General features: G+C 65.3%; 26 protein-coding genes. 22 read left to right on the top strand and 4 right to left on the bottom strand.

Translation table 11 applies throughout. The features are described 5' to 3' along the window. Positions 1–77: 77 nt before the first annotated feature. The gene (gene ftsB, locus ACOJB8_RS31835; RefSeq protein WP_110383976.1) at positions 78–500 is read left to right on the top strand and encodes a cell division protein FtsB; all 423 of its coding nucleotides are present in this window, start codon (positions 78–80) and stop codon (positions 498–500) included. 96 nt (positions 501–596) lie between these two features. Here ftsB and ACOJB8_RS31830 read toward each other — a convergent pair whose 3' ends face one another. The 3 genes from ACOJB8_RS31830 to ACOJB8_RS31820 all read right to left on the bottom strand — a co-directional run bounded on the left by ACOJB8_RS31830 (position 597) and on the right by ACOJB8_RS31820 (position 2706). Beyond that, entirely contained in the window at positions 597–956 is a 360-nt protein-coding gene (locus tag ACOJB8_RS31830) for a hypothetical protein (RefSeq protein WP_368605065.1), read from the bottom strand. 196 nt (positions 957–1152) lie between these two features. Continuing rightward, entirely contained in the window at positions 1153–2115 is a 963-nt protein-coding gene (hslO, locus tag ACOJB8_RS31825; RefSeq protein WP_069265731.1) for an Hsp33 family molecular chaperone HslO, read from the bottom strand. A 66-nt stretch (positions 2116–2181) separates the two neighbouring features. Then, complete coding sequence (locus ACOJB8_RS31820) at positions 2182–2706, bottom strand: gamma carbonic anhydrase family protein (RefSeq protein WP_069265541.1); 525 nt, start codon at positions 2704–2706, stop codon at positions 2182–2184. Between the two features lie 188 nt (positions 2707–2894). On the opposite strand from ACOJB8_RS31820, the gene ACOJB8_RS31815 reads away from it, so the two are divergent. The 10 genes from ACOJB8_RS31815 (at position 2895) to ACOJB8_RS31770 (ending at position 12127) form a co-directional block, all read left to right on the top strand. Next, positions 2895–3815 (top strand): ferritin-like domain-containing protein, encoded by a 921-nt coding sequence (locus tag ACOJB8_RS31815; protein WP_342945882.1) that lies wholly within the window; start codon positions 2895–2897, stop codon positions 3813–3815. Positions 3816–3877: 62 nt separating this feature from the next. Beyond that, on the top strand, positions 3878–4777 hold the full coding sequence (locus ACOJB8_RS31810; protein ID WP_342945881.1) for an alpha/beta fold hydrolase: 900 nt from the start codon (positions 3878–3880) through the stop codon (positions 4775–4777). A 103-nt stretch (positions 4778–4880) separates the two neighbouring features. Then, entirely contained in the window at positions 4881–5711 is an 831-nt protein-coding gene (locus tag ACOJB8_RS31805) for a 3',5'-nucleoside bisphosphate phosphatase (protein ID WP_342945880.1), read from the top strand. Positions 5712–5889: 178 nt separating this feature from the next. Next, positions 5890–6528, top strand: coding sequence for an L-threonylcarbamoyladenylate synthase (locus tag ACOJB8_RS31800; protein WP_254315176.1), 639 nt, complete (start codon positions 5890–5892; stop codon positions 6526–6528). A 71-nt stretch (positions 6529–6599) separates the two neighbouring features. Continuing rightward, positions 6600–7265 carry a site-2 protease family protein gene (locus ACOJB8_RS31795; RefSeq protein ID WP_069265545.1) on the top strand — a complete coding sequence of 222 codons (666 nt, stop codon included), beginning with the start codon at positions 6600–6602 and terminating at the stop codon, positions 7263–7265. 4 nt (positions 7266–7269) lie between these two features. Then, the gene (locus tag ACOJB8_RS31790; RefSeq protein ID WP_069265546.1) at positions 7270–8472 is read left to right on the top strand and encodes a tryptophan--tRNA ligase; all 1203 of its coding nucleotides are present in this window, start codon (positions 7270–7272) and stop codon (positions 8470–8472) included. 8 nt (positions 8473–8480) lie between these two features. Then, entirely contained in the window at positions 8481–9113 is a 633-nt protein-coding gene (locus ACOJB8_RS31785) for a class I SAM-dependent methyltransferase (protein WP_368728405.1), read from the top strand. A gap of 44 nt (positions 9114–9157) precedes the next feature. Beyond that, positions 9158–10063 (top strand): 4-hydroxy-tetrahydrodipicolinate synthase, encoded by a 906-nt coding sequence (gene dapA, locus ACOJB8_RS31780; protein WP_368728406.1) that lies wholly within the window; start codon positions 9158–9160, stop codon positions 10061–10063. A gap of 136 nt (positions 10064–10199) precedes the next feature. Then, on the top strand, positions 10200–11339 hold the full coding sequence (gene bamC, locus ACOJB8_RS31775) for an outer membrane protein assembly factor BamC (RefSeq protein WP_475016127.1): 1140 nt from the start codon (positions 10200–10202) through the stop codon (positions 11337–11339). An 11-nt stretch (positions 11340–11350) separates the two neighbouring features. Beyond that, the gene (locus ACOJB8_RS31770) at positions 11351–12127 is read left to right on the top strand and encodes an MBL fold metallo-hydrolase (RefSeq protein WP_069265549.1); all 777 of its coding nucleotides are present in this window, start codon (positions 11351–11353) and stop codon (positions 12125–12127) included. Positions 12128–12248: 121 nt separating this feature from the next. Here the strand turns inward: ACOJB8_RS31770 and ACOJB8_RS31765 are convergent, their stop codons facing one another. Then, a complete protein-coding gene (locus tag ACOJB8_RS31765) occupies positions 12249–12947 on the bottom strand; it encodes a Bax inhibitor-1/YccA family protein (protein ID WP_475016125.1) in 699 nt (232 codons plus the stop codon). A gap of 303 nt (positions 12948–13250) precedes the next feature. Between ACOJB8_RS31765 and ndk the strand changes: the two genes are divergently transcribed. The 11 genes from ndk to hflK all read left to right on the top strand — a co-directional run bounded on the left by ndk (position 13251) and on the right by hflK (position 26063). Next, positions 13251–13676, top strand: a complete 426-nt coding sequence (gene ndk / locus ACOJB8_RS31760; protein ID WP_069265550.1) for a nucleoside-diphosphate kinase — start codon at positions 13251–13253, stop codon at positions 13674–13676. Between the two features lie 147 nt (positions 13677–13823). Beyond that, on the top strand, positions 13824–14987 hold the full coding sequence (gene rlmN, locus ACOJB8_RS31755; protein ID WP_069265734.1) for a dual-specificity RNA methyltransferase RlmN: 1164 nt from the start codon (positions 13824–13826) through the stop codon (positions 14985–14987). A 200-nt stretch (positions 14988–15187) separates the two neighbouring features. Beyond that, positions 15188–16378 (top strand): RodZ domain-containing protein, encoded by a 1191-nt coding sequence (locus ACOJB8_RS31750; protein WP_475016123.1) that lies wholly within the window; start codon positions 15188–15190, stop codon positions 16376–16378. Positions 16379–16502: 124 nt separating this feature from the next. After that, entirely contained in the window at positions 16503–17810 is a 1308-nt protein-coding gene (gene ispG / locus ACOJB8_RS31745; RefSeq protein ID WP_176732906.1) for a flavodoxin-dependent (E)-4-hydroxy-3-methylbut-2-enyl-diphosphate synthase, read from the top strand. Between the two features lie 85 nt (positions 17811–17895). Continuing rightward, positions 17896–19233 carry a histidine--tRNA ligase gene (gene hisS / locus ACOJB8_RS31740; protein WP_475016121.1) on the top strand — a complete coding sequence of 446 codons (1338 nt, stop codon included), beginning with the start codon at positions 17896–17898 and terminating at the stop codon, positions 19231–19233. 79 nt (positions 19234–19312) lie between these two features. Next, positions 19313–19942, top strand: a complete 630-nt coding sequence (locus ACOJB8_RS31735) for a YfgM family protein (protein WP_342925031.1) — start codon at positions 19313–19315, stop codon at positions 19940–19942. Positions 19943–20029: 87 nt separating this feature from the next. Beyond that, positions 20030–21175 (top strand): outer membrane protein assembly factor BamB, encoded by a 1146-nt coding sequence (gene bamB, locus ACOJB8_RS31730; protein WP_475016119.1) that lies wholly within the window; start codon positions 20030–20032, stop codon positions 21173–21175. Between the two features lie 333 nt (positions 21176–21508). Next, positions 21509–22846, top strand: a complete 1338-nt coding sequence (gene der / locus ACOJB8_RS31725) for a ribosome biogenesis GTPase Der (RefSeq protein ID WP_324160615.1) — start codon at positions 21509–21511, stop codon at positions 22844–22846. A 162-nt stretch (positions 22847–23008) separates the two neighbouring features. Continuing rightward, positions 23009–23245 (top strand): RNA chaperone Hfq, encoded by a 237-nt coding sequence (gene hfq, locus ACOJB8_RS31720; protein WP_027793540.1) that lies wholly within the window; start codon positions 23009–23011, stop codon positions 23243–23245. A 59-nt stretch (positions 23246–23304) separates the two neighbouring features. After that, positions 23305–24489, top strand: a complete 1185-nt coding sequence (gene hflX, locus ACOJB8_RS31715) for a GTPase HflX (RefSeq protein ID WP_083245311.1) — start codon at positions 23305–23307, stop codon at positions 24487–24489. Between the two features lie 98 nt (positions 24490–24587). Continuing rightward, positions 24588–26063, top strand: a complete 1476-nt coding sequence (hflK, locus tag ACOJB8_RS31710; RefSeq protein ID WP_368728409.1) for an FtsH protease activity modulator HflK — start codon at positions 24588–24590, stop codon at positions 26061–26063. Position 26064: the final 1 nt, after the last annotated feature.

Genomic DNA, 26064 nt, shown 5'->3' with positions numbered 1-26064 from the left:
TTGCTGTCACCCTTCGTCATCTCTCTCCGCCGCCCTGCGTATAGCGCAGGGCGGCGTGTATTTATCCGGCACCTTTCATGCGGCTTGTCACTGTCGTTCTGATCATCCTGCTCGTGCTGATCCAGTATCCGCTCTGGTGGGGCCATGGTGGTTGGCTGCGTGTCCACGAACTGCAGCAGCAACTCGCGCAGCAGCAAAAGCAGAACGACGACGAGAAACTGCGCAACGAACGCATTGCGGGCGAAGTGCAGGATCTGCAGAACGGCACGGCTGCCGTCGAGGAGCGTGCTCGCTATGAGATGGGCATGGTGAAGGACAGCGAGGTGTTCGTGCAGTTCGTCTCGCCGAACCAGACGCCGCCGGTTACGCCGAGCGGTTCGTCGAACACCTCGACGCGCGGCGAGATGTCGGCGGCGCCGGTGAGGGTGGTGCCGAACCCCGTTTCGCGTGTGCCCGAGAAGAAGCACGGGCATGGGAAGGAAGCGAAGAAGGCGGGTTGAGCGGTTCGCTTGCGATGAGCAGATAAGACAAGCAAAAGGCGCGGCATTGAGCCGCGCCTTTTTTCGTTCTGAGCGTTGACGTCGCGAAGCCCGCGATTACCAGCCCCAGCCCGGATAGCCGTAGCCAATCCCCGTACCCCAGCCGTGCCCCCAACCGCCGCTGTAATAGCTGCCGTAGACGGTGACCGGCGGCGCATACGCCCGCGACCAGGCTTGTGCGGCAGCTTCCGCGGCCATGGCGTTGTCCTGTTCAGCGAGCGCCTGACGGTCGATCGCGTCGTAGCGCGCTTTCTCGTCGGGCGTGAGCACGGGCGCGGCGGCCGGGATGCCCGACTGCGCCGGGGGCAGCCGGCTGTAGATCGGCGACGGGCCCGGCGGGTCCATCATGCAGCCGCTCGTCGACGCAACGGCCGCGCCGAGCGTCGTGAGTACGAGCAACGCGCTCACGCGCGGCATGCGCTCGCGTAACGGAGATACGATGGGACGTACGAAGCGTTTGTTCTTGATCATGCTTCTCTCCATCTGTCGGACGCCTAAGTAACTTGAGATGAGGGCAGGTCCGCATTTCGATCCGGGCCCCGCGCCTGTCTATGTGCCGCTACGCAGGGCGGCGACGCAACACGCGTTGCGCCGCGGTTTGCTCACGCTTGCCTCAGTGACGACGCTCCGCAGCGGGGCTCACGCTTTCTGAGAGGCCGGTCACGGCAAAAAGTTGCGCGACATCCACAGGGTCGAACTCATAGCGCTGATTGCAGTAGTCGCAATGAATCTCGACATGACCGCGTTCCTCGATCACGCCGTCGACTTCCTCGCGGCCCAGCATCTTGAGCATCGCGCCCACTTTCTCGCGCGAGCACGAACACTGGAAGCGCGGCGCCAGCGGCTCGAAGTGACGCACGTTCTCCTGCCAGAAGAGGCGGCGGAACAATGTCTCGCCGTCTTCCTTGAGCATTTCGTCGCGCGTGAGCGTGCCGCCGAGCGTGCAGACGCGCTCCCACGTATCGAGGTCGTGCTCGCCCTGGTGCGGCACGATCCCGCCGTCGCCCGGCAGCTTCTGGAGCAGCATGCCGACTGCACGGTCGTCGTTGGCGGCGAGCCAAAGGCGCGAGTCGAGCTGTTCCGAGTGATGCATGTAATGCTCGAGCACGGCGGCAATCGACTTGAGCGGGCCGTCTTCGCCATTCAGCGGCACGATGCCCTGGTAGGGCTGCTGGCCCGGCTGCTTTTTCGCGGGGTCGAGCGTGATCACGCAGCGGCCCTGGCCGTCCGGATTCACGAGGTCGGCGAACGTGAGTTCTTCGCCGAGCGGCAGGGCATTTTCGCCCGTGAAGTCTTCGCCGAGGCGCGCGGTCGCGCGCATCGTCAGATCCGAGCCGCACTGTACGACCAGCATCTTCACGGGGCCGTCGCCGAAGATCTGCATGATCAGCGTGCCGTCGAACTTGAGATTCGCCGAGAGCAGCGCGCACGCTGCCATCATCTCGCCGAGCACGGTGCGCACGGGCGTCGGATACTGGCGGCGCTTGAGCACTTCCTGCCACGTGTTGTTCAGCGAGACGATCTCGCCGCGTACCGGCGCGGCGCTGAACATGAATTTTTGCAACTGGTCGTTCACAATCTTTTCCTTCGTTTCAATCGGGGCGGCGCGGCCCGCGCCGCACACGGCAAGAGCGTGTCGCTCTCAGCCGATGCGCACGAGCTGCGCCTTGAAATATTCGCGGCGCTGCGCGTAGACATCCGCGTTGCGCTTGAGGCCGGCAATGTCGGCCTCGGTCAGCTCACGCACGACTTTGGCCGGCGCGCCGAGAATCAGCGAGTTGTCGGGGAACACCTTGCCTTCGGTGACCACCGCACCCGCGCCAACCAGACAGTTGCGGCCGATCACCGCGCCATTCAAGACCACGGCCTGAATGCCGATCAGTGCGCCCTCTTTCACGGTACAGCCGTGCAGCATGGCCTGATGGCCCACGGTCACGTTCGCTTCGAGCGTGAGCGGGTAGCCGGGGTCCGTGTGGAGCACCGCGCCTTCCTGAACGTTGCTGCGCGCGCCGACGGTGATCGGCTCGTTGTCGCCGCGCAGCGTCGCGCCGAACCAGACGCTCGCGTCTTCGGCCAGTTCGACCTTGCCGATGACGGTCGCGTTGTCCGCGACGAACACGCTTTCGTGAATGGTCGGTGCAGCTTCGCCAAGCTTGTAGATGGCCACGGTGTTGAGTCTCCTATGTCTTTCGGGGCTGCTGCCGGTCTGCGGGCGACGCGCAACGGGTGCGGACGACGCCAGGCAGGTGAATCGCGTATTGTAAACGGTTGCGTGCGCGGTCCGCTCGGGGTGCTTTTCGGGCGCCCGCGCCCGCGTCTTGTATTTCCGCTTTTCGGTCCCTGTTTCTTCTGCCGATGAATTCCGCTTTTTCCGCCGTCAGCGCAAGTGCTGATCTCCCAGGACCAACCGATGCCGAGCCCGACTGCTGGCGCCTCGCCGCGCTCGCCGCGCTGCGCGAATGCGACCCGGTCGCCAAGGCCGATGCGGTGCGCGCGCTGCATGCGCAGAGTCAGGCGCAGGCCGCTGCGCCTCGGTGGGAGCCGCAGCGCGTCATCCCGACGCCGGACGGCTTGCCTGGCCGCCCGGCCGAGCCGCCGCTCGTCGAGCCGCGCGAACTGCAGCGCCGCAGCATGAGCACGCCACAGGGCCGCGTCGTGCTGCTGCACGCGCTGGCCCACATCGAATTCAACGCGATCAATCTCGCGCTCGACGCGGTCTGGCGCTTCCCCGCCATGCCCGACGCGTTCTACGCCGACTGGCTCAGGGTCGCGGCGGAAGAGGCGTATCACTTCTCGCTGCTGCGTGCGCGGCTCGCCGACTATGGCCACGCATACGGCGACTTCCCCGCGCACAACGGCCTGTGGGAGATGTGCGAGCGCACCAGCGCCGACGTGCTCGCGCGCATGGCGCTCGTGCCGCGTGTGCTGGAGGCGCGCGGGCTCGACGCCTCGCCGCCCATCCGCGCGCGCCTGAAGCAGGCTGGCGACGACGAATCGGCCGCGATCCTCGACATCATCCTGCGCGACGAAGTGGGACACGTGCGCATCGGCAACCATTGGTTCCGCCACCTTTGCGAGGCACGCGCGCTCGACCCGCACGCGGCATGGCTCGCGCTCGCGCAGCAGTACCACGCGCCGCGCATGCGCGGTCCGTTCAACTTCGAGGCGCGCCGCTCGGCGGGTTTCGACGAAGCCGAACTGGACACGCTGGCGGCCCAGGACGCCGCGGAACAGTCCGTCTCGAAGCAGTCAGCGGGGCGTCACTCGAACGAATGACGTACCGCGAACGCCCGGCGGCTATATAATCGAACGACCATTCTTTTTTTGCGGCAACGCAGATGAATCAATCCCGGTCCGAATTCGTCAACGTCAATGGCATCCGGCTGCACGTGCGCCGCTGGGGCGCCGAGAGCGCGCCCGTGCTGTTCATGCTGCACGGCTGGATGGACGTGGCGGCGTCGTTCCAGTTCGTCGTCGATGCGCTCGATGCACGCGGCGGTGACTGGCAGGTCATCGCTCCCGACCTGCGCGGCTTCGGCCTCTCCGACTGGCCCGTCGCGCAAGGGCAGGGCAGTCACTACTGGTTCCCCGACTACCTCGCCGATCTCGACGCGCTGCTCGCCCATTACGCGCCCGAGGGGCAGGCGGATCTCGTGGGCCACAGTCTCGGCGCGAACATCGTGTGTCTCTATGCGGGCGTGCGGCCCGAGCGTGTGCGCCGCGTGGTCGACCTGGAGGGTTTCGGCATGCCGGCGCCGTCACCGAGACAGGCGCCGGGCCGCATGCGCGAGTGGCTCGACGAAGTGCGCACGCCGCCGCAACTGCGCACGTACGCGTCGCTCGACGAGGTGGCCGCGCGGCTCGTGAAGACCAATCCGCGTCTGATCGCACCGCGTGCGCGCTTTCTCGCGGAACACTGGTCGAAGCCGGACGGCGAGGGCGGTTATGTGCTGCTCGGCGATCCGGCGCACAAGATGCGCGGTCCGCTGCTGTACCAGCTCGACGAGGTGATGGCGATCTGGTCGCAGGTGAGCGCAAGGGTGCTGCACGTCGAAGCGGCCAGTTCCGAAACGCTTGTGCGGCTCGCGGGGGCGGTGCCCATCGGCGAATTCAAGAAGCGCTTCGAGGCATTTCCCGACTGGCGCGAGCGTATCGTCGACGGGGCGGGGCACATGGTGCATCACGACCAGCCGGAAGAGGTCGCGCGCCTGATCGAGGCGTTCTGCGCGGGAGCGTAAAGCACATCGCGCGCTTATTCGGGCAGCCCGCCAGGCGCGAGGCGCCGCCCGACGACTTCACTGCGTTGCAGTAAAATGGACGTTCATCCTTTTCCCGCATCCAATGAACGCCGATCTCCACTGTCACTCCACTGTCTCCGACGGGCAACTGGCCCCAGCCGCCGTCGCGCAGCTGGCGAAAGCGGGTGGCGTGGGCTTGTGGGCGCTCACCGATCACGACGTGCTCGGCGGCCAGCGCGAAGCGCGCGAAGCGGCCGAGGCGCTCGGCATGCGCTATCTGAGCGGCGTCGAGATTTCGGTCACCTGGGCGTCGCGCACGGTGCACGTCGTCGGCTTGCATGTGGATCCGGAGTGCGCCGCGCTCGTCGACGGCCTCGCGCGCACGCGTGACGGCCGCGCGGCACGCGCCGAAGCCATTGGCGAGCGGCTCGGCGAACTCGGCATTCCCGACGCGTACGAAGGCGCGTTCCAGTACGTCTCGAATCCCGACCTGGTCTCGCGGACTCACTTCGCGCGATTTCTCGTCGAAAGCGGCCGGGCGCAGAACACCCAGGACGCGTTTTCGCGCTGGCTCGGCGAAGGCAAGCCCGGTTACATCGCGCACCGCTGGGCCAGGCTCGCCGACGCCGTAGCGTGGATCAAGGCGGCGGGCGGCGAGGCGATCATCGCGCATCCGGGCCGCTACGCTTACACCCAACTCGAATTCGACACGCTCTTCGGCGAATTCATCGATCTGGGCGGCAAGGCCATCGAAGTCGTTACCGGCAGCCATACGCCCGACCAGTACGCCGAGTACGCGGCCGTTGCGAGGCGCTTTGGCTTCGAGGCGTCGCGCGGCTCGGACTTCCATGCGCCCGGGCCCGACGCGATCAAGCCGGGCACGCTGCCGCCTTTACCTTCCGGTCTCAAGCCTGTCTGGGAGCGATGGCTGTAGGCCGCGCACGGCGCGCGGCCCACTGACTCCGCCCATTTGCCGCAAGGCGTTTCGCGCCGGTCAATCCCGCCTTGTCGTCGCTTTGTGGTACTACGTGCAGTCGTCCGCCGTTTTCGCGCACCGTCCCGCTGTTTTCATCGCCCGCTGTTTTCATTGCATTCGTCAGCTGATTACTGCCATGTCCCAGTTCTTTCGGCTTCACCCGGAAAACCCGCAGCCGCGTCTCGTCAAGCAGGCGGTGGAGATCATCCGTGACGGCGGTGTGATCGCATTGCCGACCGATTCGAGCTACGCGCTCGCCGCCCGCATCGACGACAAGCACGCCGCCGAGCGCCTGCGCCGCATCCGCGGGCTCGACGAAAAGGCGCTGCTCTCGCTGATGGTGCGGGACCTGTCCGAACTCGCGAACTTCGCCATGGTCGACAACCGCCAATACCGGCTCATCAAGTCGGTGACGCCGGGGCCGTATGTGTTCGTGCTGGTGGCGACGAAGGAAGTGCCCCGGCGCCTTTCGCATCCGTCGCGCAAGACGATCGGCCTGCGCGTGCCCGGTCATCCGATTCCGCTCGCGATCCTCGAAGAACTGGGCGAGCCGCTGCTTGCCACCACGCTGATCCTGCCGCCCGACACCGAACCGCTCAACGACCCCGAGGAGATTCGGGAGCGTCTCGAGAAACAGCTCGATCTCGTGATCGACGGCGGGGCGTGCCCGTGCGAGCCCTCCACCGTGATCGATCTCACGGGCGAGGAACCGGTGCTCGTGCGCCCGGGCCGGGGTTCGCTGGCGCCGTTCGGCATCGAAGAAGAAGAGGCGTGATGAGACAGGCGCGGATGAGCGCGGCATGACCGTGGCCTGAGCGCATTGACGCATTGATACAATAGCCCGCCATGGAAGCCAATCTGATTCAGACGATCGTCGTCTACGCCTTGCCCGTGATCTTCGCGATCACGCTGCACGAGGCCGCGCACGGTTACGTCGCGCGCATGCTCGGCGACAACACCGCGTATGTGCTCGGCCGCGTTTCGTTCAACCCGATGCGCCACATCGACCCGATCGGCACGATCGCCATGCCGCTCGTGCTCTATTTCCTGACCAACGGCGCGTTCGTATTCGGTTACGCGAAGCCGGTCCCGATCGCCTTCAGCAATCTGCGCAATCCGCGCTGGGGCACGCTGTGGGTCGCGGCGGCCGGGCCGCTGTGCAACTTCGTGCAGGCCATCGTATGGGGCGTGTTCGGCGTGGGACTCGCGGTGCTCGGCGTGAACGAGCCGTTCTTCACGCGCATGGCCGCCGCCGGCGTGGGCGTGAATCTCGTGCTCGGCGTGCTGAACCTCTTTCCGCTGCCGCCGCTCGACGGCGGCCGCGTGCTCGGGGCGCTCCTGCCCACGCGCGCGAGCATTGCGCTCGCCCGTATCGAGCCCTATGGTTTCATCATCGTGATGGGGTTGCTCGTGAGTGGCATCTTCACGCGATTCTGGCTGCGCCCGCTCGTAAGTCTAGGTTACGACGCGGTCACGGCCATCCTTACCCCTCTTGTGTCGCTCTTTTCATAACATCATGTTCCCAGACCGTATCTTTTCCGGCATGCGGCCCACCGGGTCGCTGCACCTCGGCCACTATCACGGCGTGCTGAAAAACTGGGTGCGCCTGCAGTCCGAGTATCCGTGCTTCTTCTGCGTGGTCGACTGGCATGCGCTCACCACGCACTATGAGACGCCGGATGTCATCGAGAAGAACGTCTGGGACGTGCTGATCGACTGGCTCGCCTCGGGCATCGACCCGAACCAGGCCACGCTTTTCATCCAGAGCCGTGTGCCCGAGCACGCCGAGCTCTCGCTGCTGCTCGGCATGAGCACGCCGCTGTCGTGGCTCGAACGCGTGCCGACCTACAAGGAACAGATCGAGAAGCTGCGCGACAAAGACCTCGGTACTTATGGCTTCCTCGGCTACCCGGTGCTGATGGCGGCCGACATCCTGCTGTACCGCGCGTCGCTCGTGCCGGTGGGCGAGGACCAGGTGCCGCACGTCGAGATGGCGCGAGAAATGGCGCGCCGCTTCAACTACATGTACGGCCGCGAACCGGGCTTCGAAGAGAAGGCCAACGATGCGGCGAAGAAGCTGGGCGGCAAGCGCTCGAAGCTCTACCACGAGCTGCGCAACGCCTATCAGCAGGAAGGCAATGAAGAGGCGCTCGAACAGGCCCGCGCGATGCTCTCGGAGTCGCAAAGCCTCTCGATGAGCGATCGCGAGCGTCTTTTTGGCTACCTCGAAGGCTCGCGCAAGATCATCCTGCCGGAGCCGCAGGTGCTGCTCACGGAAGCCTCGCGCATGCCGGGTCTCGACGGCCAGAAGATGTCGAAGTCGTACGGCAACACCATTGGCCTGCGCGAAGACGCCGAGTCGATCACGAAGAAGGTCCGCACCATGCCGACCGACCCCGCGCGCGTGCGCCGCACCGATCCGGGCGATCCGGACAAGTGCCCGGTGTGGCAGCTCCACCAGGTCTACACGGACGAGCAGACGCACGACTGGGTGCAGAAGGGCTGCCGTTCGGCCGGCATCGGTTGTCTGGAGTGCAAGCAGCCCGTGATCGAGGGCATCCTGCGCGAGCAGCAGCCCATGCTCGAGCGAGCGCAGAAGTACATGGACGATCCGTCGCTGCTGCGTGCAATCGTCGCGGACGGCTGCGACAAGGCGCGCAAGTTTGCCAACGAGACGATGCGCGACGTGCGTGAGGCCATGGGCCTCTCGTACAGCTGATCGAGCCGATGACGTCGACGCCTGCCGCCGGTGCGCCGGCCCACGGGCTCTCCGAGCCCTCGCGCTGGGTGCGCCGCTGGGCGCACCTCATCGCGCCCGGTGGCACGGTGCTCGACGTCGCCTCCGGCGCCGGGCGGCACACGCGCTGGCTGGCTGGTCAGGGCCACCCGGTGACGGCGCTCGATCGCGACGCCGCCGCGCTTGCCACGTTGCAGGACGTAGCCGGCGTCGCGACGCTAGAGTGCGACCTCGAAGGCGCGCCATGGCCGCTCGCGCCGGACGCCCGCTTTGCCGCCGTGGTCGTCACGAACTACCTGCATCGCCCGCTCATGCCCCGTCTCATCGAGGCACTGGCGCCGGGCGGCATCCTGATCTACGAAACCTTCGCTCAGGGCAACGCGACGGTGGGAAAGCCATCGAACCCCGCTTTCCTGCTCGCTCCCGGCGAGTTATTGGCCGTCTGTACGCCTGCGCTGCGGGTAGTCGCCTATCAGGACGGATTTCTTTCGCAGCCGCGTGAAGCGTATGTTCAGCGCATCTGCGCGGTACGGGAAAAAACGACCTCAGTGTCCCCCGAAAGCGCTGGTAATGTACCTGAGAACCAGGGCCTACCCGTAACGCGTTACGATCTGACCGGCTAATCCGCTACAATCGCGGTTTAACCGACTCATTTTTCTGGCGTTTCATGGCTAACGGCACTCAGGACGGCATTACGCTGCAAGGCAGCATTCCCGCGATCGTCACCCCCATGCACGAGGATGGCAGTCTCGACCTGCCGGCATTCCGCAAACTGATCGACTGGCATGTGGAAGAGGGGACGGATGCCCTCGTGGTCGTCGGTACGAGCGGGGAGTCCGCCACGCTGGACGTCGAAGAACACATCCTGATGATCAAGACGGCGGTCGAGCACGCCGCCGGCCGGATGCCGATCATCGCGGGCGCCGGCGGCAATTCCACCGCCGAGGCCGTCGAACTCACGAAGCACGCGAAGGAAGTGGGCGCACAGGCGTCGCTCCAGGTCGTGCCCTATTACAACAAGCCGACCCAGGAAGGCATGTACCGCCACTTCGCGAAAATCGCGGGGGACGTGGACCTGCCGGTCATCCTCTACAACGTGCCGGGCCGTACGGTCGCGGACATGGCGAGCGAAACCATCCTGCGTCTGGCCGAAGTGCCGGGCATCATCGCGGTGAAGGAAGCGACGGGTAACATCGACCGCGCCGCGCACCTCATCAAGCATGCGCCGAAAGGCTTCAAGATCTTCAGCGGCGACGATCCCACGGCGATCGCGCTGATGCTGCTTGGCGGCCACGGCAATATTTCGGTGACCGCGAACGTTGCGCCGCGCCAGATGAGCGACCTGTGCAAGGCTGCGCTCGCCGGCGACGCGAAAACGGCGCGTGAGATCCATATGAAGTTGTTGTCGCTTCACAAGAACCTGTTCATCGAATCGAATCCGATTCCGGTGAAGTGGGCGCTGCAGGAACTCGGCCGCATCGAAGGCGGCATCCGACTGCCGCTCACGCCGCTCGACGCGCGCTACCACGACGTGGTGCGTGCCGCGCTGCGCGAAGCCGGTCTGGCTGGCTGATCCGGTCAGCCAGCCGCCGATTTATCAACCGACGCCGCCACGGCCCAGCCGCCCAATCACTGAAAGACCTCGGACCGACCTCGGACCCACCGTCTCGCAGAGCAAGGCTTAGCGTTCCCGTATCACGAAGGCCCACATGAAACGTTCCGCTTTTTCCCTCCACGCAACCCGCATGGCGGTGCTGGCGCTTGCCCTCGGCTCGCTCGCAGGCTGCGAGTCGCTGAACGACATGTTCGCGTCCGATCGCGTCAACTACAAGGACACGCCGACCGCGCCGCCGCTGAATGTGCCGCAGGATCTGTCGTCGGCGCCAAACGACCAGAAGTACGTCGCGCCGCCGCCCACGATCACGCTGGGCGGCTCAGCTCAGCGCACGGTCATGCCGGCCGGCAACGCCACGCTCGGCGTGCCGGATGCGCAGGACCCGTTCGGTATGCACGTGGAGCGCGACGGCGACCGCCGCTGGCTCGTGGTGGACGGCCGCTCGCCTGACGACGTCTGGCCGCAGCTGCAGGAATTCTGGACGGAAAATGGCTTCACGCTGACGACCGATTCGCCGTCCACGGGCATCATGACGACCGACTGGGCCGAGAACCGCGCCAACATTCCGGACGACTGGTTCCGCCGTACGATCGGCCGCGTGATCGACTTCGCGTACTCGTCGGGCACGCGCGACCGCTTCCGCGTGCTGGTTTCGCGTGGCCCGGACGGTCAAACGGACATTTCCGTCACGCATAACGCGATGGAAGAAGTGCTGACGGGGCAGGACAAGACGGGGTCGAAATGGGTCGAGCGTCCGCGCGACCCGGCGCTCGAAGCCGCTTTCCTCGCCAAGATCATGCAGAAGTTCGGCCTGACCGACGCGCAGTCCAAGCAACTGCTGACCGACGCGCGCCCGTCGACGGCTGGCGTCAAGATCGCCGCCGGTCCTGACGGCACGACGCTCGATCTGCCCGAAGCGTTCGACACCGCATGGCTGCGCGTGGGCCTCGCGCTCGACCGCACGAACTTCACGGTCGACAACCGCGACCGCGAGAAGGGCCTCTACTACGTGCGCTACGCCGATTCGATGCAGGAGCTCAAGGGCGACGGCCTGCTCGGCAAGCTTTTCTACAACCCGAAGAAGGTCACGAAGGATCAGGGGCCGGAATACCGCGTGGCCGTACGCTCGTCGGGTAATTCGACCCAGGTCGCCGTGGTCGATCAGACCGGCCGTATCGACACCTCGTCGGACGCCCAGCGTATCGTCTCCGCGCTCCACGCGCAGCTGAACTGACGTGCGCTGAGATGCGATTTGCGAGCCTCGGCAGCGGCAGCGAGGGCAACGCACTGGTCGTAGAAGCAGGCAGCGGCACGACGCCCACGCGCGTGCTGCTCGACTGCGGATTCTCAGCGAAAGAAGTCGAACGGCGCCTCGCCCGCGCGGGCCTCGCCGCCGACTCGCTTACCGCGATTCTCATCACCCACGAACACAGCGATCACATCGGCAGCGCGCTCACGCTGGCGCGCCGCTGGTCGATTCCGCTCTACATGAGTTGGGGCACGGCGCAGGCCGTGGGCGCCGACGACGCCGCAGGCATCGAACTCAACGTGTTGTGGGGCGACGAGACGGTCGAGATCGGCGAACTCGGCGTGTTGCCCTACACGGTGCCGCACGACGCGCGCGAGCCGCTGCAGTTCGTGTTCAGCGACGGCGCGAGCCGGCTTGGCGTGCTGACCGACGTCGGCGAGTCGACCTCGCATATCGGCAATGTGCTGAGCGGTTGTGACGCACTGGTGCTCGAATGCAACCACGACCTCGAAATGCTCGCGACGAGCCGCTATCCGGCTTCGCTCAAGGCGCGTATCGGTGGGTCGCATGGTCACCTGAACAACGAGGCGGCTGGCGGCATCCTCGCGGGGCTCGACCGCGCGAAGCTGCGCCATTTGATCGCTGCGCACCTGAGCCAGCAAAACAACACACCGGAGCTTGCGCGTGCGGCGATGGCCGCGGTTCTGGGAAATGCCGCGACTCAAATCGGGGTCGCTTCGCAAGCCGAGGGTTTCGACTGGATCGCGCTCTGAATTCCGCGCCCGAGAGGCAGCCAGAACGCATAGACGAAAAAAAGCCCATGACGAAACTCATGGGCTTTTGCTTTCTGCGGCCGGAATCTTTCGATCCGGCCGCGTCGGAGCTAGTTGCGCTTTAGTTACGGTTGCCGCCGAAGATGCCGAGGATGGCGAGCAGGTTCGTGAACACGTTGTAGAGGTCCAGATAGATCGCGAGCGTGGCCGAGATGTAGTTCGTCTCGCCGCCGTTCACGACGCGCTGTACGTCGAACAGCATATAGGCGGAGAAGATCGCGATGGCGAGCACCGAAACCGTGAGCATCAGCGCGGGCAGTTGCAGGAACATGTTCGCGACGCCGGCCAGCAGGATCACGATCACGCCCATGAAGAGCCACTTGCCGAGGCCCGAGAAGTCGCGCTTGCTCACCGTGGCGATGGTGGCCATGGCGGTGAAAATGATGCCGGTGCCGCCGAACGCGAGCATGATGAGCTGCGGGCCGTTCGAAAAGCCGAGGACGAACGACAGCAGGCGCGAGAGCATCAGGCCCATGAAGAACGTGAAGCCGAGCAGCACGAACACGCCCACCGAGCTGTTCTTGGTGCGCTCGATGGCGAACATGAAGCCGAAGGCGATCGCGAAGAACGCGAGCAGGCTCATGGTCGGGCTGGTAGCCGCGAAAAGCGAGAAGCCGGTCGCGACGCCCACCCACGCCCCGAGCACCGTCGGCACCATCGACAGCGCGAGCAGCCAGTAGGTGTTGCGCAGTACGCGGTTGCGGGTCTCCGCCGAGGTGACGCTGCCGCCGCGGCCGAAGTTATAGGGATACTCGTTCATGCTTTCTCCTTGCGTGAGACGCGTGGGTGAGGGCGCGCAGATGCGCGGTCCGCTCCCCCATAAGATAAGTGCGCCGACCCAGAGTTTCAACGGGTTGCCACACAGTTTCCGTTATCTTTGCACAGCGTATGCCGCCAATCTTAAGCCTTTCTGAATGGTACGGCAGCGCAGTGAATGTGACCGGCTTGCGCTCATTTGCCCCGGTTTGCCGGGGTATGAGGGTTCAATCGCAATCATACATGGGAACATGCTACAATTGCGGATTCATTTGAATCTGTAACCTCTTAATTTTCTGGAGTTTTTATGGCGATCGAACGCACCCTGTCGATTATCAAGCCGGACGCAGTGGCGAAGAACGTGATCGGCCAGATCTACAGCCGCTTCGAAAACGCTGGCCTGAAGATCATTGCCTCCCGCATGGTTCACCTCTCGCGCGCCGACGCTGAGAAGTTCTATGCTGTTCACGCAGCGCGCCCGTTCTTCAAGGACCTCGTCGATTTCATGATCTCGGGTCCGGTCGTGATCCAGGTTCTGGAAGGCGAAAACGCTATCCTGAAGCACCGCGATCTGATGGGCGCAACCGATCCGAAGAAGGCTGAGAAGGGCACGATCCGCGCCGACTTCGCCGACAGCATCGACGCGAACGCCGTGCACGGCTCGGACGCCGCTGAAACGGCAGCCGTGGAAATCGCGTTCTTCTTCCCGCAAGTCAACGTCTACTCGCGCTAAGCACGGCGCGAGCTGACTGCAGTAGTAGCATAGGGTCGCGAACGGCGATGACGCTCACCGTCCAGTTCCCGATGCCGCGCAAATGCGCAGGCAGCCGGGCAGCGCGGGCGGTGAGCGCGCTCTCGCACTGAAATGGCAGGATTCGACATGACGAGCAGTTCCACCGTCAACCTTCTCGATCTCGACGCCCAAGGGCTCGTCGCCTATTGCGAGAGCCTGGGCGAGAAGCCGTTTCGCGCCAAACAGCTTCAGCGCTGGATCCATCAGTACAACGCCGCCGACTTCGACGGCATGACGGATCTGGCCAAATCGCTGCGCGAGAAGCTCAAAGGGCGCGCCATCATCGGCATGCCCGGCATCATCAGCGACAACGTTTCCTCCGACGGCACGCGCAAGTGGCTCGTGGACGTCGGCAACGGCAACGCGGTCGAAACCGTGTTCATCCCCGAAGACAACCGCGGCACGCTGTGCGTGTCCTCGCAGGCGGGATGCGCGGTCAATTGCCGGTTTTGCTCCACCGGCAAGCAAGGTTTTTCACGCAATCTCACCACCGCCGAGATCATCGGCCAGTTGCGCATGGCGGAATTCGCCCTGCGCGCCTCGCTTCTGGGCGAGGCTGGAGGCCGGGCGACCGGCGGTGACGGCAAGGGCGAGCGCGTCATCACGAACGTCGTGATGATGGGTATGGGCGAGCCGCTCCTGAACTACGACGCGGTCGTGCCCGCCATGCGCCTGATGCTCGACGACAACGCCTACGGCCTGTCGCGCCGGCGCGTCACGCTTTCCACGTCGGGCGTCGTGCCGATGATGGATCGTCTCGGGGCCGAACTGCCCGTGGCGCTCGCCGTTTCCTTGCATGCACCGAACGACGCGCTGCGTGACGAACTCGTGCCGCTCAACCGCAAGTACCCGCTTCGTGAGTTGATGGCGGCCTGCCAGCGTTATCTGGAGGTCGCGCCGCGCGATTTCATCACGTTCGAGTACTGCATGCTCGACGGCGTCAACGACACGGAAGAGCACGCACGCCAGTTGCTCGCCGTGACGCGTGACGTGCCGTGCAAGTTCAATCTGATCCCGTTCAATCCGTTCCCCGAGTCGGGCTTGCTGCGCTCGAAATCGGACCAGATCAAGCGCTTCGCGCAGATTCTGATGGATGCGGGCGTCGTCACGACCGTGCGCAAGACGCGCGGCGACGACATCGACGCGGCCTGCGGGCAACTCGCCGGCGAGGTGAAGGACCGCACGCGCCTTGCTGAGCGCACGGGCCGGGCCGCGGGCAAGGTCATCGAAGTACGGCCGGTTCAGCACTGAACCGGCATCAGGAGGGCCGACGGCGGCGTGCGGGGGAAACGCGCGGCCGTCGGCAGTAGTAAAAGAAACGTTGCAGAAGCGATCGGAAGCGGCACACTGGCCGCGCATTTTGTTATAAACGGTCTGCGAATCGGGTAGAGGCGGGGCGGGACGCGCCAACCGGTTGCAGTATTGAAAAGAATCGACGCAAGGACTTTGGGATGAGCGAGCCGCAGCACCCTTTCGGGACAGACGGAACTGACAGCAACGCAGGTCGTTCGGCGCCGGGCGCCACACCTTCGCCGGTGCAGGCAGTGCCCGACACGCTGGCCGCAGCCGGCGCGCGTCTTGCGCAACTGCGCGAGGCCAAGGGTTGGGCGATCGAAGACGTCTCGGCGCGCCTGAAGGTGTCGGTGTCGAAGCTGCGCGAACTCGAAGCGGGCGATATCAGCCATCTGCCGGACACGACGTTCGCGCTCGGCGTGGTGCGCGCCTACGCGAAGCTGCTCGGTACGGATTCCGCGCCGTTCACGCAGGCGCTGCGCCGCGAGCGCGGCATCGCGCAGCCGGATCTGTCGATGCCGGCTTCGGCGGGCTCCGATCTGCCGCGCGGCCGCGTTTCGCTCTCGCTCGGCGGCAGCGGCGCACGGGCTCCGCGCCGCCGCGCCTCGTGGTTGTGGGGCGTGGCGATCATCGTGATCGCGGTGCTTGCCATCTCCATGTGGCACACGAACAGCGGCGAATCGTCGGCGTGGTTTGCGCGCCTGAAGGCGATGGCCAACGGCGCGAGCGTGCAGACGGGCGCATCGTCGCCGACGGTCCAGCAGGGTGTTGCAACCGGCAGCGCGGATGCATCGGACGCGCAGGGCGCGGATCAGTCCGCAGCGCCGCGGACGGCTGACGCAAACGATGCAGGCGACAACGCCAACGCGGCGCCCGATCAAGGCGCTGCGGCGAGCGCACCGCAAGCTGCGCAACCGGCGCCTCAAGCTGCGCAACCCGCGCCGCAAGCGACGCCACCGGCACCGCAGGCCGCGAAGCCCGCGGCTGCAAGCGCTGCGCCGGCGGCGGCCGTCGCCAACGCGGCCAGCGCTGCGCGCGCTCAGGCGGCGAGCGCGCCGGCCGCAGCGGCAGCGCAGAGCGCGGCAGTCGACAACGGCGCTGACACCTCGACGTTCGCGATCCGCGTGACGCAGGACACCTGGGTCAGCGTGCGCCAGAAGGATGGGAAGGAAGTGTTCTCAGGCATGATCCACGGCAGCGACGCGCGTGAGATCAGCGGCACCGAGCCGCTCAAGGTCACCGTGGGCAACAAGGCCGGCATCGAGTCGATGACCATCGACGGCCAGCCGGTCGACACGTCGAAATACGCGTCGGCGCGTGGCAATGTCGCGCGCTTCGTGCTGCCCTGATCAGGACATGGCATGCGTCGCGGCCTGGCAAGTCTCATTGCCGGCCGCGACGCTTTTTCAATTCACGCAGTGCCGCCGCCGGCTAGCCGGCGCTAGTGCGCGTGAGGCGTAAATGGGTTTTTCGATGCAAAGCGAAACGCAATCCCCGACCAGCAACAGTCAGATCTGCTCGAACGAGCCGGTTCTCGGCGGCCACGCGCCGCGCCGCAAGTCGCATGCCGTGCATGTGCGCTGGGGCGGACAGCTGGTGACGATCGGCGGCGACGCGCCGGTGCGCGTGCAGTCGATGACCAACACCGACACCGCGGATCCCATCGGCACCGCGATCCAGATCAAGGAACTCGCGCAGGCGGGTTCGGAGCTCGTGCGTATCACGGTCAACACGCCGGAAGCGGCGGCGGCCGTCCCGCATATCCGCGAACAGCTCGACCGCATGGGCGTGATGGTGCCGCTCGTCGGCGACTTCCATTACAACGGCCATCTGCTGCTGCGCGACTATCCCGCCTGCGCAGAGTCGCTGTCGAAGTACCGCATCAACCCGGGCAACGTGGGCCAGGGCGCGAAGCGCGACACGCAGTACGCGCAGATGATCGAAGCGGCCATCAAGTACGACAAGCCGGTGCGTATCGGCGTGAACTGGGGCAGCCTCGACCAGGATCTGCTCGCGCGCATGATGGACGAGAACGGCGCGCGCAAGGAGCCGTGGGAAGCGCAAAGCGTGATGTACGAAGCGCTCATCCAGTCGGCCATCGGCTCGGCGGAACGCGCGGTCGAACTCGGCCTCGGTCGCGACAAGATCATCCTGTCGTGCAAGGTGAGCGGCGTGCAGGACCTGATCGCCGTCTACCAGGAACTCGCGAAGCGTTGCGATTTCGCGCTGCACCTGGGCCTCACGGAAGCGGGCATGGGCTCGAAGGGCATCGTCGCTTCGACGGCGGCGCTTTCCGTGCTGCTCCAGCAGGGCATCGGCGACACCATCCGCATCTCGCTCACGCCGGAACCGGGCGGTGCGCGTACGGGCGAAGTCGTGGTCGGCCAGGAAATCCTGCAGACCATGGGCCTGCGCTCGTTCACACCGATGGTCATCGCATGCCCCGGCTGCGGCCGCACGACCAGCACGCTGTTCCAGGAGCTGGCTTCGCAGATCCAGGGCTATCTGCGTGCGCAGATGCCGTTGTGGCGCGACGAGTATCCTGGCGTCGAGACGATGAACGTCGCCGTGATGGGCTGCATCGTGAACGGTCCGGGCGAGTCGAAGCACGCGAACATCGGCATCAGCCTGCCGGGCTCGGGCGAGAACCCCGCGGCGCCGGTTTTCATCGACGGCGAGAAGGTGAAGACGCTGCGCGGCGAGCACATCGCCGAAGAATTCCAGCAGATCGTGAGCGACTACGTCGCGCGCAAGTACGGCAAGGCCGAGGCGACGAACTGAGCAAGCCGGTCGATCCGCTTGTAGTTCGCATGTAGCCCGCTCGTCGCTCGATACGCACAACCGCATAAAGCCAATTCGCAACGCAATGACTGAACAAAAACGCAAGCCCGAAAAGCTCACGGGCGTGAAGGGCATGAACGACATCCTGCCGCAGGAGGCAGGCCTGTGGGAATTCTTCGAAACCACGGTGAAGTCGCTGCTTCGTTCGTACGGCTATCAAAATATCCGCACGCCGATCGTCGAACATACGCAACTCTTCACGCGCGGCATCGGCGAAGTGACCGACATCGTCGAGAAGGAGATGTACAGCTTCACCGACGCGCTCAACGGCGAGAACCTCACGCTGCGTCCGGAAGGCACGGCGGCTGCCGTGCGCGCGTCGATCGAGCACAACATGCTCTACGACGGTCCGAAGCGCCTGTGGTACATCGGCCCGATGTTCCGTCACGAGCGTCCGCAGCGCGGCCGCTATCGCCAGTTCCATCAGGTGGGCGTCGAGGCGCTCGGTTTCGCGGGCCCCGATGCGGACGCTGAAATCATCCTGATGTGCCAACGCCTCTGGGACGATCTCGGCCTGACCGGCATCAAGCTCGAGATCAACTCGCTCGGCGTGGCCGAAGAGCGTGCGGCGCATCGCGTCGAGCTCATCAAGTATCTCGAGCAGCACGTCGATCTGCTCGACGAAGACGGCAAGCGCCGCCTTTACACGAACCCGCTGCGCGTGCTCGACACGAAGAATCCCGCGCTGCAGGAGATCGCGGACAAGGCGCCGAAGTTGATCGACTTCCTCGGCGAAGACTCGCTCGCGCACTTCGAAGGGCTGCAGCGCATTCTCAAGTCGAACAACATTCCGTTCAAGATCAACCCGCGTCTCGTTCGTGGTCTCGATTACTACAATCTGACCGTGTTCGAGTGGGTGACCGACAAGCTCGGCGCGCAGGGCACCGTCGCGGCGGGCGGCCGTTACGATCCGCTGATCGAGCAGCTGGGCGGCAAGCCGACGGCGGCTTGCGGCTGGGCGATGGGCATCGAGCGCATTCTCGAACTGCTCAAGGAAGAAGACCTCGTGCCGGAAGAAGATGGTTGCGATGTCTACGTTGTCCACCAGGGCGAAGCCGCGCGTGAGAAGGCGTTCATCGTGGCGGAGCGTCTGCGCGATACGGGCCTCGACGTTATCTTGCATTGCAGCGCCGACGGTCAGAGCGCGAGCTTCAAGTCGCAGATGAAGCGCGCGGATGCCAGCGGCGCGGCCTTTGCCGTGGTACTCGGCGAGGACGAAGTGGCGAGAGGCGAGGCCGGTGTGAAGGCGCTGCGCGGCACGGCCGCGGAGGCCCGCAGCGAGCAACGAACGGTAGCGCTTGAGGACTTGACCGAATATCTGATCAATGCGATGGTTGCATCCGCCGAAGACGGCGACGATTAACAGGGCCGCCCTGGTGGGGCTGCCGAGGTCGCTGCGCATTCGAAAACAGGCTTCAGAATAAACGAGGAATCGCTACGCGATGAGTTACCACGACGAACAGGAATCGATCGAGAGCTTCAAGGCATGGTGGGGGCAGTGGGGTAACGCCACTACGTGGGTCGTGCTGATCGTTCTGCTCGCGCTCGCAGCGTGGAACGGCTGGAACTTCTGGCAGCGCCGCCAGGCGGCCGAAGCCGCCGTGCTGTACGACCAGGTGCAGCAGGCCGCGAACAGCAGCGACAAGGCCATGCTCACGCGCGTGGCGTCGGACATGGAAGATCGCTTCGGCGGCACGGCGTACGCGCAGATGACGGCGCTCGGCGTGGCCAAGGCGCTCTATATGGCGGGCGACACGGCTGGCGCGAAGGCGCAGCTGCAATGGGCCGCCGACCACGCGAAGGACGACGAATTCCGCCAGATCGCGAAGCTGCGTCTCGCATCGCTCCTGCTCGACGAAAAGGCCTACGATCAGGGCCTCGCGCTGATTCCGCAACCCGATTCGGGTCCGTTCAAGGGCATCGTGGCCGACGGCCGCGGCGATCTGCTGGCTGCGGCCGGCAAGCGTGACGACGCGCGCGCGGCCTACAAGCTGGCCCTCGACAGCCTGCCGAAGAGCGACGCTTCCGAGCGTCAGCTGATCCAGTTCAAGCTGGATGCGCTCGGCGGCTGAGTCGCTGGCTAAATTGCGAAGCGTGCCGGGCGTGCGCGCAGCGTTGCGAAACCATTCAAACCAACTTCATTCATGCGTCGTTCACCGATGAATCTGCTGAAACGAACCGTTGTGCCCGTCGCTCTGGCGATGACCGTCCTGGCTCTCGCAGCCTGCTCATCGACGAAAGACGTGCGCCGCGTGCCGGTGCCGCTGACCGAATTCAAGCCGGCGCTGGACGTCCAGCAGGTGTGGAAGTCGAGTGTCGGCAAGGCGGGGCGCTATCTGTTCGCGCCGGTCGCCGTGGGCGACGCCGTCTATGCGGCGGGCGAAAACGGCTCGGTCGCGAAAATCGACGCCGCATCGGGCAAGGACGTCTGGCGCACCAAGCTTAAGGACGACCTCTCGGCGGGCGTGGGCAGCGACGGCAATCTCACGGCCGTCGGCGGCCTGAAGGGCGACGTCTACGTGCTCGACGCGAACGGCAAGCTCTCGTGGCAAGCCAAGGCGCCGGGCGAAATCATCTCGCCGCCGCTCGTCGGCAACGGCCTCGTGGTCGTGCGCACGATCGACGGCCAGATCGTCGCCTTCAACGGCCAGACGGGCGAGCAGAAGTGGGTCTACCGCAACCGCGCCGTGCCGCTGAACCTGCGCGTTTCGGCGGGCATGACATTCGCGGGCGAACAGGCGGTGCTGGCCGGTTTCCCGGGCGGCTCGTTCGCGGCGATCAACCTGCAAAGCGGCGACGCTTTCTGGGAAACGCCGGTTTCGTATCCGAAGGGCGTGACGGAAGTCGAGCGCATCAATGACGTGAGCGGTCCGCCCACGCTGGTCGGCGCGACGACCTGCGCAGTCACGTTCCAGGGTCAGCTGGGTTGCTTCGACGCCAATTCGGGTCGTCCGATGTGGCAAAAGCCGTTCTCGAGCACGACCGGCATCGCTCAGGATGAAAGCACGGTGGTGGGCGGCGACGACTGGTCGGTCGTGAGGGCCTTCAGCGTGTCGACGGGCGAGCCGACCTGGACGAACGAAAAGCTCAAGAGCCGCGATGTGAGCGTGCCCGCATTGCTGGGCCATGCGGTCGTGCTCGGCGACTATCAGGGCTACGTGCATTTCCTCTCGCTCGACGACGGCAGCTTCGTCTCGCGCGTGAAGACCGACGGCAGCCCGATCATGGCCGCGCCGGTGCTCGCTGGCAATACGCTGGTTGTCCAGACGAAGGACGGCGACCTGTACGGTCTGCGTCCGCATTAAGCGTCGTCTGCGGCGGTGCGCCTCACGAGCGGCGCACCGAGCAGACGCAAGAGGCGCTGGAGCCGCCGGGTTCCGATGCCTCGCCCGCTGGCCGGCTCAAGCCGGCCATGCGCATTTTGGGACAGCGGCGTCCACGACCCCGCCGTTCACCGTTGCGCCACCCAGGCGTTCGCGCGGCGTCCCGCCCCGGCCGCGCCGCGCTTTCGGCGCTGGGCCGCGGCCCGGCTCGTGAATTTCGTGATAATTTGCAACTGATGCAGCCCCGCAGGCGCGGGACTTGCCGCGCAGCGCGCCGGACTCTCCGGCGCTGCGCCTTACTGTAGAAAAGATCAGATGAAACCCGTAATCGCCCTCGTTGGGCGCCCCAATGTGGGGAAATCCACGCTGTTCAACCGGCTCACGCGCTCGCGCGATGCGCTGGTGGCCGACCTGCCCGGCCTCACGCGCGACCGTCACTACGGTGAAGGGCGCACGGGCGATCGCCCGTATCTCGTGGTCGATACCGGCGGCTTCGAGCCCGTCGCGAAGGACGGCATCCTGCACGAGATGGCGCGCCAGACGCGCCAGGCCGTGGAAGAGGCCGATATCGTCGTGTTCATCTGCGACGGCCGCAATGGCCTCGCGCCGCAGGACAAGCACATCGCCGACTACCTGCGCAAGACCGGCCGGCCGATCTTCCTCGTCGTCAACAAGGCCGAAGGCATGAAGTACAGCGCTGTGGCCGCCGACTTCTACGAACTCGGTCTCGGCGACCCGCGCGCGATTTCCGCGGCGCACGGCGACGGCGTGACGGAAATGATCAACGAGGCGCTCGAAAAAGCGTACGCCGACCAGCCCGAGGAGAGCGAAGAGGACGCCGCGAAGCACGGCGTCAAGATCGCGATTGTCGGCCGCCCGAACGTGGGCAAGTCGACGCTCGTCAACACGCTGATCGGCGAAGACCGCGTAATCGCGTTCGACATGCCGGGCACGACGCGCGATTCGATCTATGTGGACTTCGAGCGCAACGGCAAGAAGTACACGCTGATCGACACGGCGGGTCTACGCCGCCGCGGCAAGGTGTTCGAAGCGATCGAAAAGTTCTCGGTGGTGAAGACGCTGCAGTCGATCGCCGATGCCAACGTGGTGATTCTGCTGCTCGATGCGCAGCAGGAAATCTCCGACCAGGACGCGCATATCGCGGGCTTCGTGGTGGAACAGGGCCGCGCGCTCGTGGTGGGCGTGAACAAGTGGGACGGCATGGACGACCACGCGCGCGAGCGCACCAAGCACCACCTTCAGCGCAAGCTGAAGTTCCTCGACTTCGCGGAAATGCGCTTCATCTCGGCGACTGAAAAGTTCGGCATCGGCCCGCTGATGCGCTCGGTCGACGACGCGTACGCCGCCGCCATGGCGAAACTGCCGACGCCGAAGCTCACGCGCGCACTCATCGAAGCTGTGGAGTTCCAGCAGCCGCGCCGCCGCGGCCCGGTGCGTCCGAAGCTGCGCTACGCGCACCAAGGGGGACAGAACCCGCCCATCATCGTCATTCACGGCAACGCACTCGACGCCGTGACGGAGACCTACAAGCGCTATCTGGAGAATCGCTTCCGGGAAACTTTCTCGCTCACCGGCACTCCATTGCGCATAGAGTTTCGCTCCTCGACGAATCCCTATACAGAGAAAAACTAGGCTGTTGCTGAATAGCGTTCGCTACCCCGCAAAGGCCTCCTGGCCGAACCGCCAGGAACCGCGCGGGGGAACGAGAATCGGCTATAGTGTAGCGATTGGTGGTGGATTTCTTTTTCTTCATCCCAATATAAGTTAAACCTGCAAAAAAATACGGAGTTTGCTATGAGCAACAAAGGGCAATTGTTACAAGACCCGTTTCTGAACGCGCTGCGCAAGGAGCACGTGCCTGTTTCGATCTATCTGGTCAACGGCATCAAGCTTCAAGGGAACATCGAATCGTTCGACCAGTACGTCGTGTTGCTCCGTAATACGGTTACGCAAATGGTTTACAAGCACGCCATCTCCACGGTGGTTCCGGCCCGTCCGGTGAACTTCCACCCGGATACGGAAGCGTCCTGACCCATGACGCGGCCGGCCCGGGGCGCCTCGCAGGCTGCTCTGGTCCGGCCGCTTTCATTTTGACATCCTCTAATTTGATCAACGCCGCACTCGTCGGCATCGACTTCGGCAAGACCGAGTTCGAAGCCAGTCTCGAAGAACTCAGCCTGCTCGCCAAAAGCGCGGGCGCCACTCCCGCTGTCACGCTCACCGGGCGACGCTCCAGCCCCGACGCCGCCATGTTCATCGGCAGCGGCAAGGCCGAGGAACTGCGTCTCGCCTGTGAGGCGAACGACATCGAAATCGTCATCTTCAATCACGCGCTGTCGCCCGCCCAGCAACGTAATCTGGAGCGCGCGCTCAATCGCCGCGTGGTCGATCGCACGAGCCTCATTCTAGATATCTTCGCCCAGCGCGCCCGCAGCCACGAAGGCAAGCTGCAGGTCGAACTCGCGCAGCTGCAATACCTCGCCACGCGCCTCGTGCGCGCCTGGACTCACCTCGAGCGCCAGAAGGGCGGTATCGGCCTGCGCGGTCCGGGTGAAACGCAGCTCGAAACCGACCGCCGGCTCATCGGCGAACGCATCAAGATGCTGCAAGGCAAGCTTGCGAAGCTGCGTCGCCAGCACGGCACGCAGCGGCGTCAGCGCGAGCGCAACCGTACGATGTCGGTGTCGCTCGTAGGCTATACGAACGCGGGCAAGTCCACGCTCTTCAATGCGCTCACGAAGGCGCAGGCCTACGCCGCCGACCAGCTGTTCGCGACGCTCGACACGACTTCGCGGCGCGTCTGGCTCGGCGACGCAGTGGGGCAGATCGTGCTGTCCGATACGGTCGGGTTCATCCGCGAACTGCCTCACCAGCTCGTCGCCGCGTTTCGCGCGACGCTGCAGGAAACGGTGCAGGCCGATCTGCTTCTGCACGTGGTGGACGCGTCGAGCGCCGTGCGCCTCGATCAGATCGATCAGGTGAACGGCGTGCTGCACGATATCGGCGCGGACACGATCCGTCAGGTGCTGGTCTTCAACAAGATCGACGCCGTGCCGGAACTGGCGGCCCGCGGCGGAACGGTCGAGCGTGATGAATATGGTAATATTTCGCGCGTCTTTTTGAGCGCCCGCACAGGTGTCGGACTGGATGCGCTGCGCTCCGTCATCGCCGAAATCGCGACTGCCGAGCCGCTTGCCGATGCGCCGCAGTCCCTGGCCGCAGACTGGAGCGCGGTACAGGAAGAACCTCACTGGGAACCTGAACACGAGCGCTGAGGCGCGCCCGGCACTGTCTTGCACGCAAGGCCGGCCCAGCGGCCCCGACGGAATTCGCACGCAATTGACCCGCTGTCTACTCTGGTGAACGAACACAGGTGAACGATTACAACAAGCGGACTGGCTGGCAGCGCGCGCGCGCCATTTTCTCGTTGAACGACCCGCGTTGGGGTCGAGGCGACGGCAATGGCCAGCGTTCTGACGACGGGCGCCGCCCGCCGGGCAATAACGGCAACAAGGGTGGCAACGGCGACAAGGGCGACGGTCCGCCGGATCTCGACGAAATGTGGCGCGACTTCAACCGCCGCGTGTCCGCTTTCTTCGGCCGCAAGGGCAAGGGCCCGGGCGGCTTCGGACCGCGCCCGGACAATGGTCATGGCGCGCGCATCGGCGTGGGTATCGTTCTCGGCGTGCTCATCGCGATCTACGTGGGCAGCGGCGTCTTCGTCGTGCAGGAAGGCCAGGCCGGCGTCGTGCTGCAGTTCGGCCAGTATCGCCACACGGTTGGCCAGGGCGTCCACTGGCGTATGCCGTATCCGTTCCAGACTCACGAAATCGTCAATGTCGGGCAGATCCGCACCGTCGAGATCGGCCGAAGCAACCTCGTGCGTCCGGCAAACGTGAAGGACGCCGCAGTCATCACGCATGACGGCGACATTCTCAACGTGCGCCTGACCGTGCAGTACCAGGTCAAGCAGCCGACCGACTATCTGTTCCGCAGCGTCGATCCCGACCTCACCGTCACGCAGGCTGCTCAGGCGGCGGTGCGCACCGTGGTGGGCGCGCGCAGCACGAACGACATGCTGTACGCGGACCGCGAGCCGATTCGCGCCCAGCTTGCCGACACGATCCAGCACTCGCTCGACGAGTACAAGACGGGCCTCGGCGTGACCGGCGTCGCGATCCAGAGCGTCTCCGCGCCCGATCAGGTGCAGGCCGCGCTCGACGACGAAGCCAAGGCGCGCCAGGACCGCGACCGCGCGAAGCGCGACGCGCAGGCCTATGCCGACCAGCTTCTGCCGCGCGCGCAGGCCGAGGCAGCGCGTCTCGTCGACGACGCGAAGGCTTATAGCGAGCGCGTGGTTTCGCAGGCGCAGGGCGACGCGCAACGCTTCACGCAGGTCTACGAACAGTATGCGAAGGCGCCGGCTGTGATTCGCGAGCGCATGTATCTCGAGACGATGCAACACATCTATTCGAATGCGACGAAGGTGTTCGTCGACAGCAAGTCGGGCAACAACGTGATTTATCTGCCGCTCGACAAGCTCGTCGATACGACGCGTCAGCGCGCCGCCGTGGCGGCGGGCGCAACGGGTGCGGCTGCGGCCTCGGGCGCCGGTGCGGCAACGGCAGGCGCGGCTTCGGACGCCAATGCGGCTTCCGCGCCGGCAGCCGGCAGCGAGCCACAGCAGGGTGCACAGGCAGGGCCTCAACCGGGCGCCCAGCAGCAAGACGCGCAGCAGCAGGGCGCGGCTCCCGCAACTACGGCCAGCGACGCGGCAGCCGCCGCGAGCGACGCCTTCCGTTCACGCGATGCGTTCCGCTCGCGCGGCCGCGAAAGCGACGTGCAATAAG

The sequence above is a fragment of the Paraburkholderia sp. BR10141 genome (assembly GCF_056155635.1).
This window is presented reverse-complemented; position numbering and strand designations above follow the sequence as displayed.

Coding starts and splice junctions, on each gene's coding strand:
- ACOJB8_RS31735 (WP_342925031.1), top strand. CDS start 19,313: ATGAGTTACCACGACGAACAGGAATCGATCGAGAGCTTCAAGGCATGG.
- ACOJB8_RS31815 (WP_342945882.1), top strand. CDS start 2,895: ATGAATTCCGCTTTTTCCGCCGTCAGCGCAAGTGCTGATCTCCCAGGA.
- ACOJB8_RS31785 (WP_368728405.1), top strand. CDS start 8,481: ATGACGTCGACGCCTGCCGCCGGTGCGCCGGCCCACGGGCTCTCCGAG.
- hisS (WP_475016121.1), top strand. CDS start 17,896: ATGACTGAACAAAAACGCAAGCCCGAAAAGCTCACGGGCGTGAAGGGC.
- ACOJB8_RS31750 (WP_475016123.1), top strand. CDS start 15,188: ATGAGCGAGCCGCAGCACCCTTTCGGGACAGACGGAACTGACAGCAAC.
- ACOJB8_RS31830 (WP_368605065.1), bottom strand. CDS start 956: ATGCCGCGCGTGAGCGCGTTGCTCGTACTCACGACGCTCGGCGCGGCC.
- hfq (WP_027793540.1), top strand. CDS start 23,009: ATGAGCAACAAAGGGCAATTGTTACAAGACCCGTTTCTGAACGCGCTG.
- der (WP_324160615.1), top strand. CDS start 21,509: ATGAAACCCGTAATCGCCCTCGTTGGGCGCCCCAATGTGGGGAAATCC.
- ACOJB8_RS31800 (WP_254315176.1), top strand. CDS start 5,890: ATGTCCCAGTTCTTTCGGCTTCACCCGGAAAACCCGCAGCCGCGTCTC.
- bamC (WP_475016127.1), top strand. CDS start 10,200: ATGAAACGTTCCGCTTTTTCCCTCCACGCAACCCGCATGGCGGTGCTG.
- dapA (WP_368728406.1), top strand. CDS start 9,158: ATGGCTAACGGCACTCAGGACGGCATTACGCTGCAAGGCAGCATTCCC.
- ftsB (WP_110383976.1), top strand. CDS start 78: ATGCGGCTTGTCACTGTCGTTCTGATCATCCTGCTCGTGCTGATCCAG.
- rlmN (WP_069265734.1), top strand. CDS start 13,824: ATGACGAGCAGTTCCACCGTCAACCTTCTCGATCTCGACGCCCAAGGG.
- ndk (WP_069265550.1), top strand. CDS start 13,251: ATGGCGATCGAACGCACCCTGTCGATTATCAAGCCGGACGCAGTGGCG.
- ACOJB8_RS31770 (WP_069265549.1), top strand. CDS start 11,351: ATGCGATTTGCGAGCCTCGGCAGCGGCAGCGAGGGCAACGCACTGGTC.
- ACOJB8_RS31790 (WP_069265546.1), top strand. CDS start 7,270: ATGTTCCCAGACCGTATCTTTTCCGGCATGCGGCCCACCGGGTCGCTG.
- ispG (WP_176732906.1), top strand. CDS start 16,503: ATGCAAAGCGAAACGCAATCCCCGACCAGCAACAGTCAGATCTGCTCG.
- ACOJB8_RS31810 (WP_342945881.1), top strand. CDS start 3,878: ATGAATCAATCCCGGTCCGAATTCGTCAACGTCAATGGCATCCGGCTG.
- bamB (WP_475016119.1), top strand. CDS start 20,030: ATGAATCTGCTGAAACGAACCGTTGTGCCCGTCGCTCTGGCGATGACC.
- ACOJB8_RS31795 (WP_069265545.1), top strand. CDS start 6,600: ATGGAAGCCAATCTGATTCAGACGATCGTCGTCTACGCCTTGCCCGTG.
- ACOJB8_RS31765 (WP_475016125.1), bottom strand. CDS start 12,947: ATGAACGAGTATCCCTATAACTTCGGCCGCGGCGGCAGCGTCACCTCG.
- ACOJB8_RS31805 (WP_342945880.1), top strand. CDS start 4,881: ATGAACGCCGATCTCCACTGTCACTCCACTGTCTCCGACGGGCAACTG.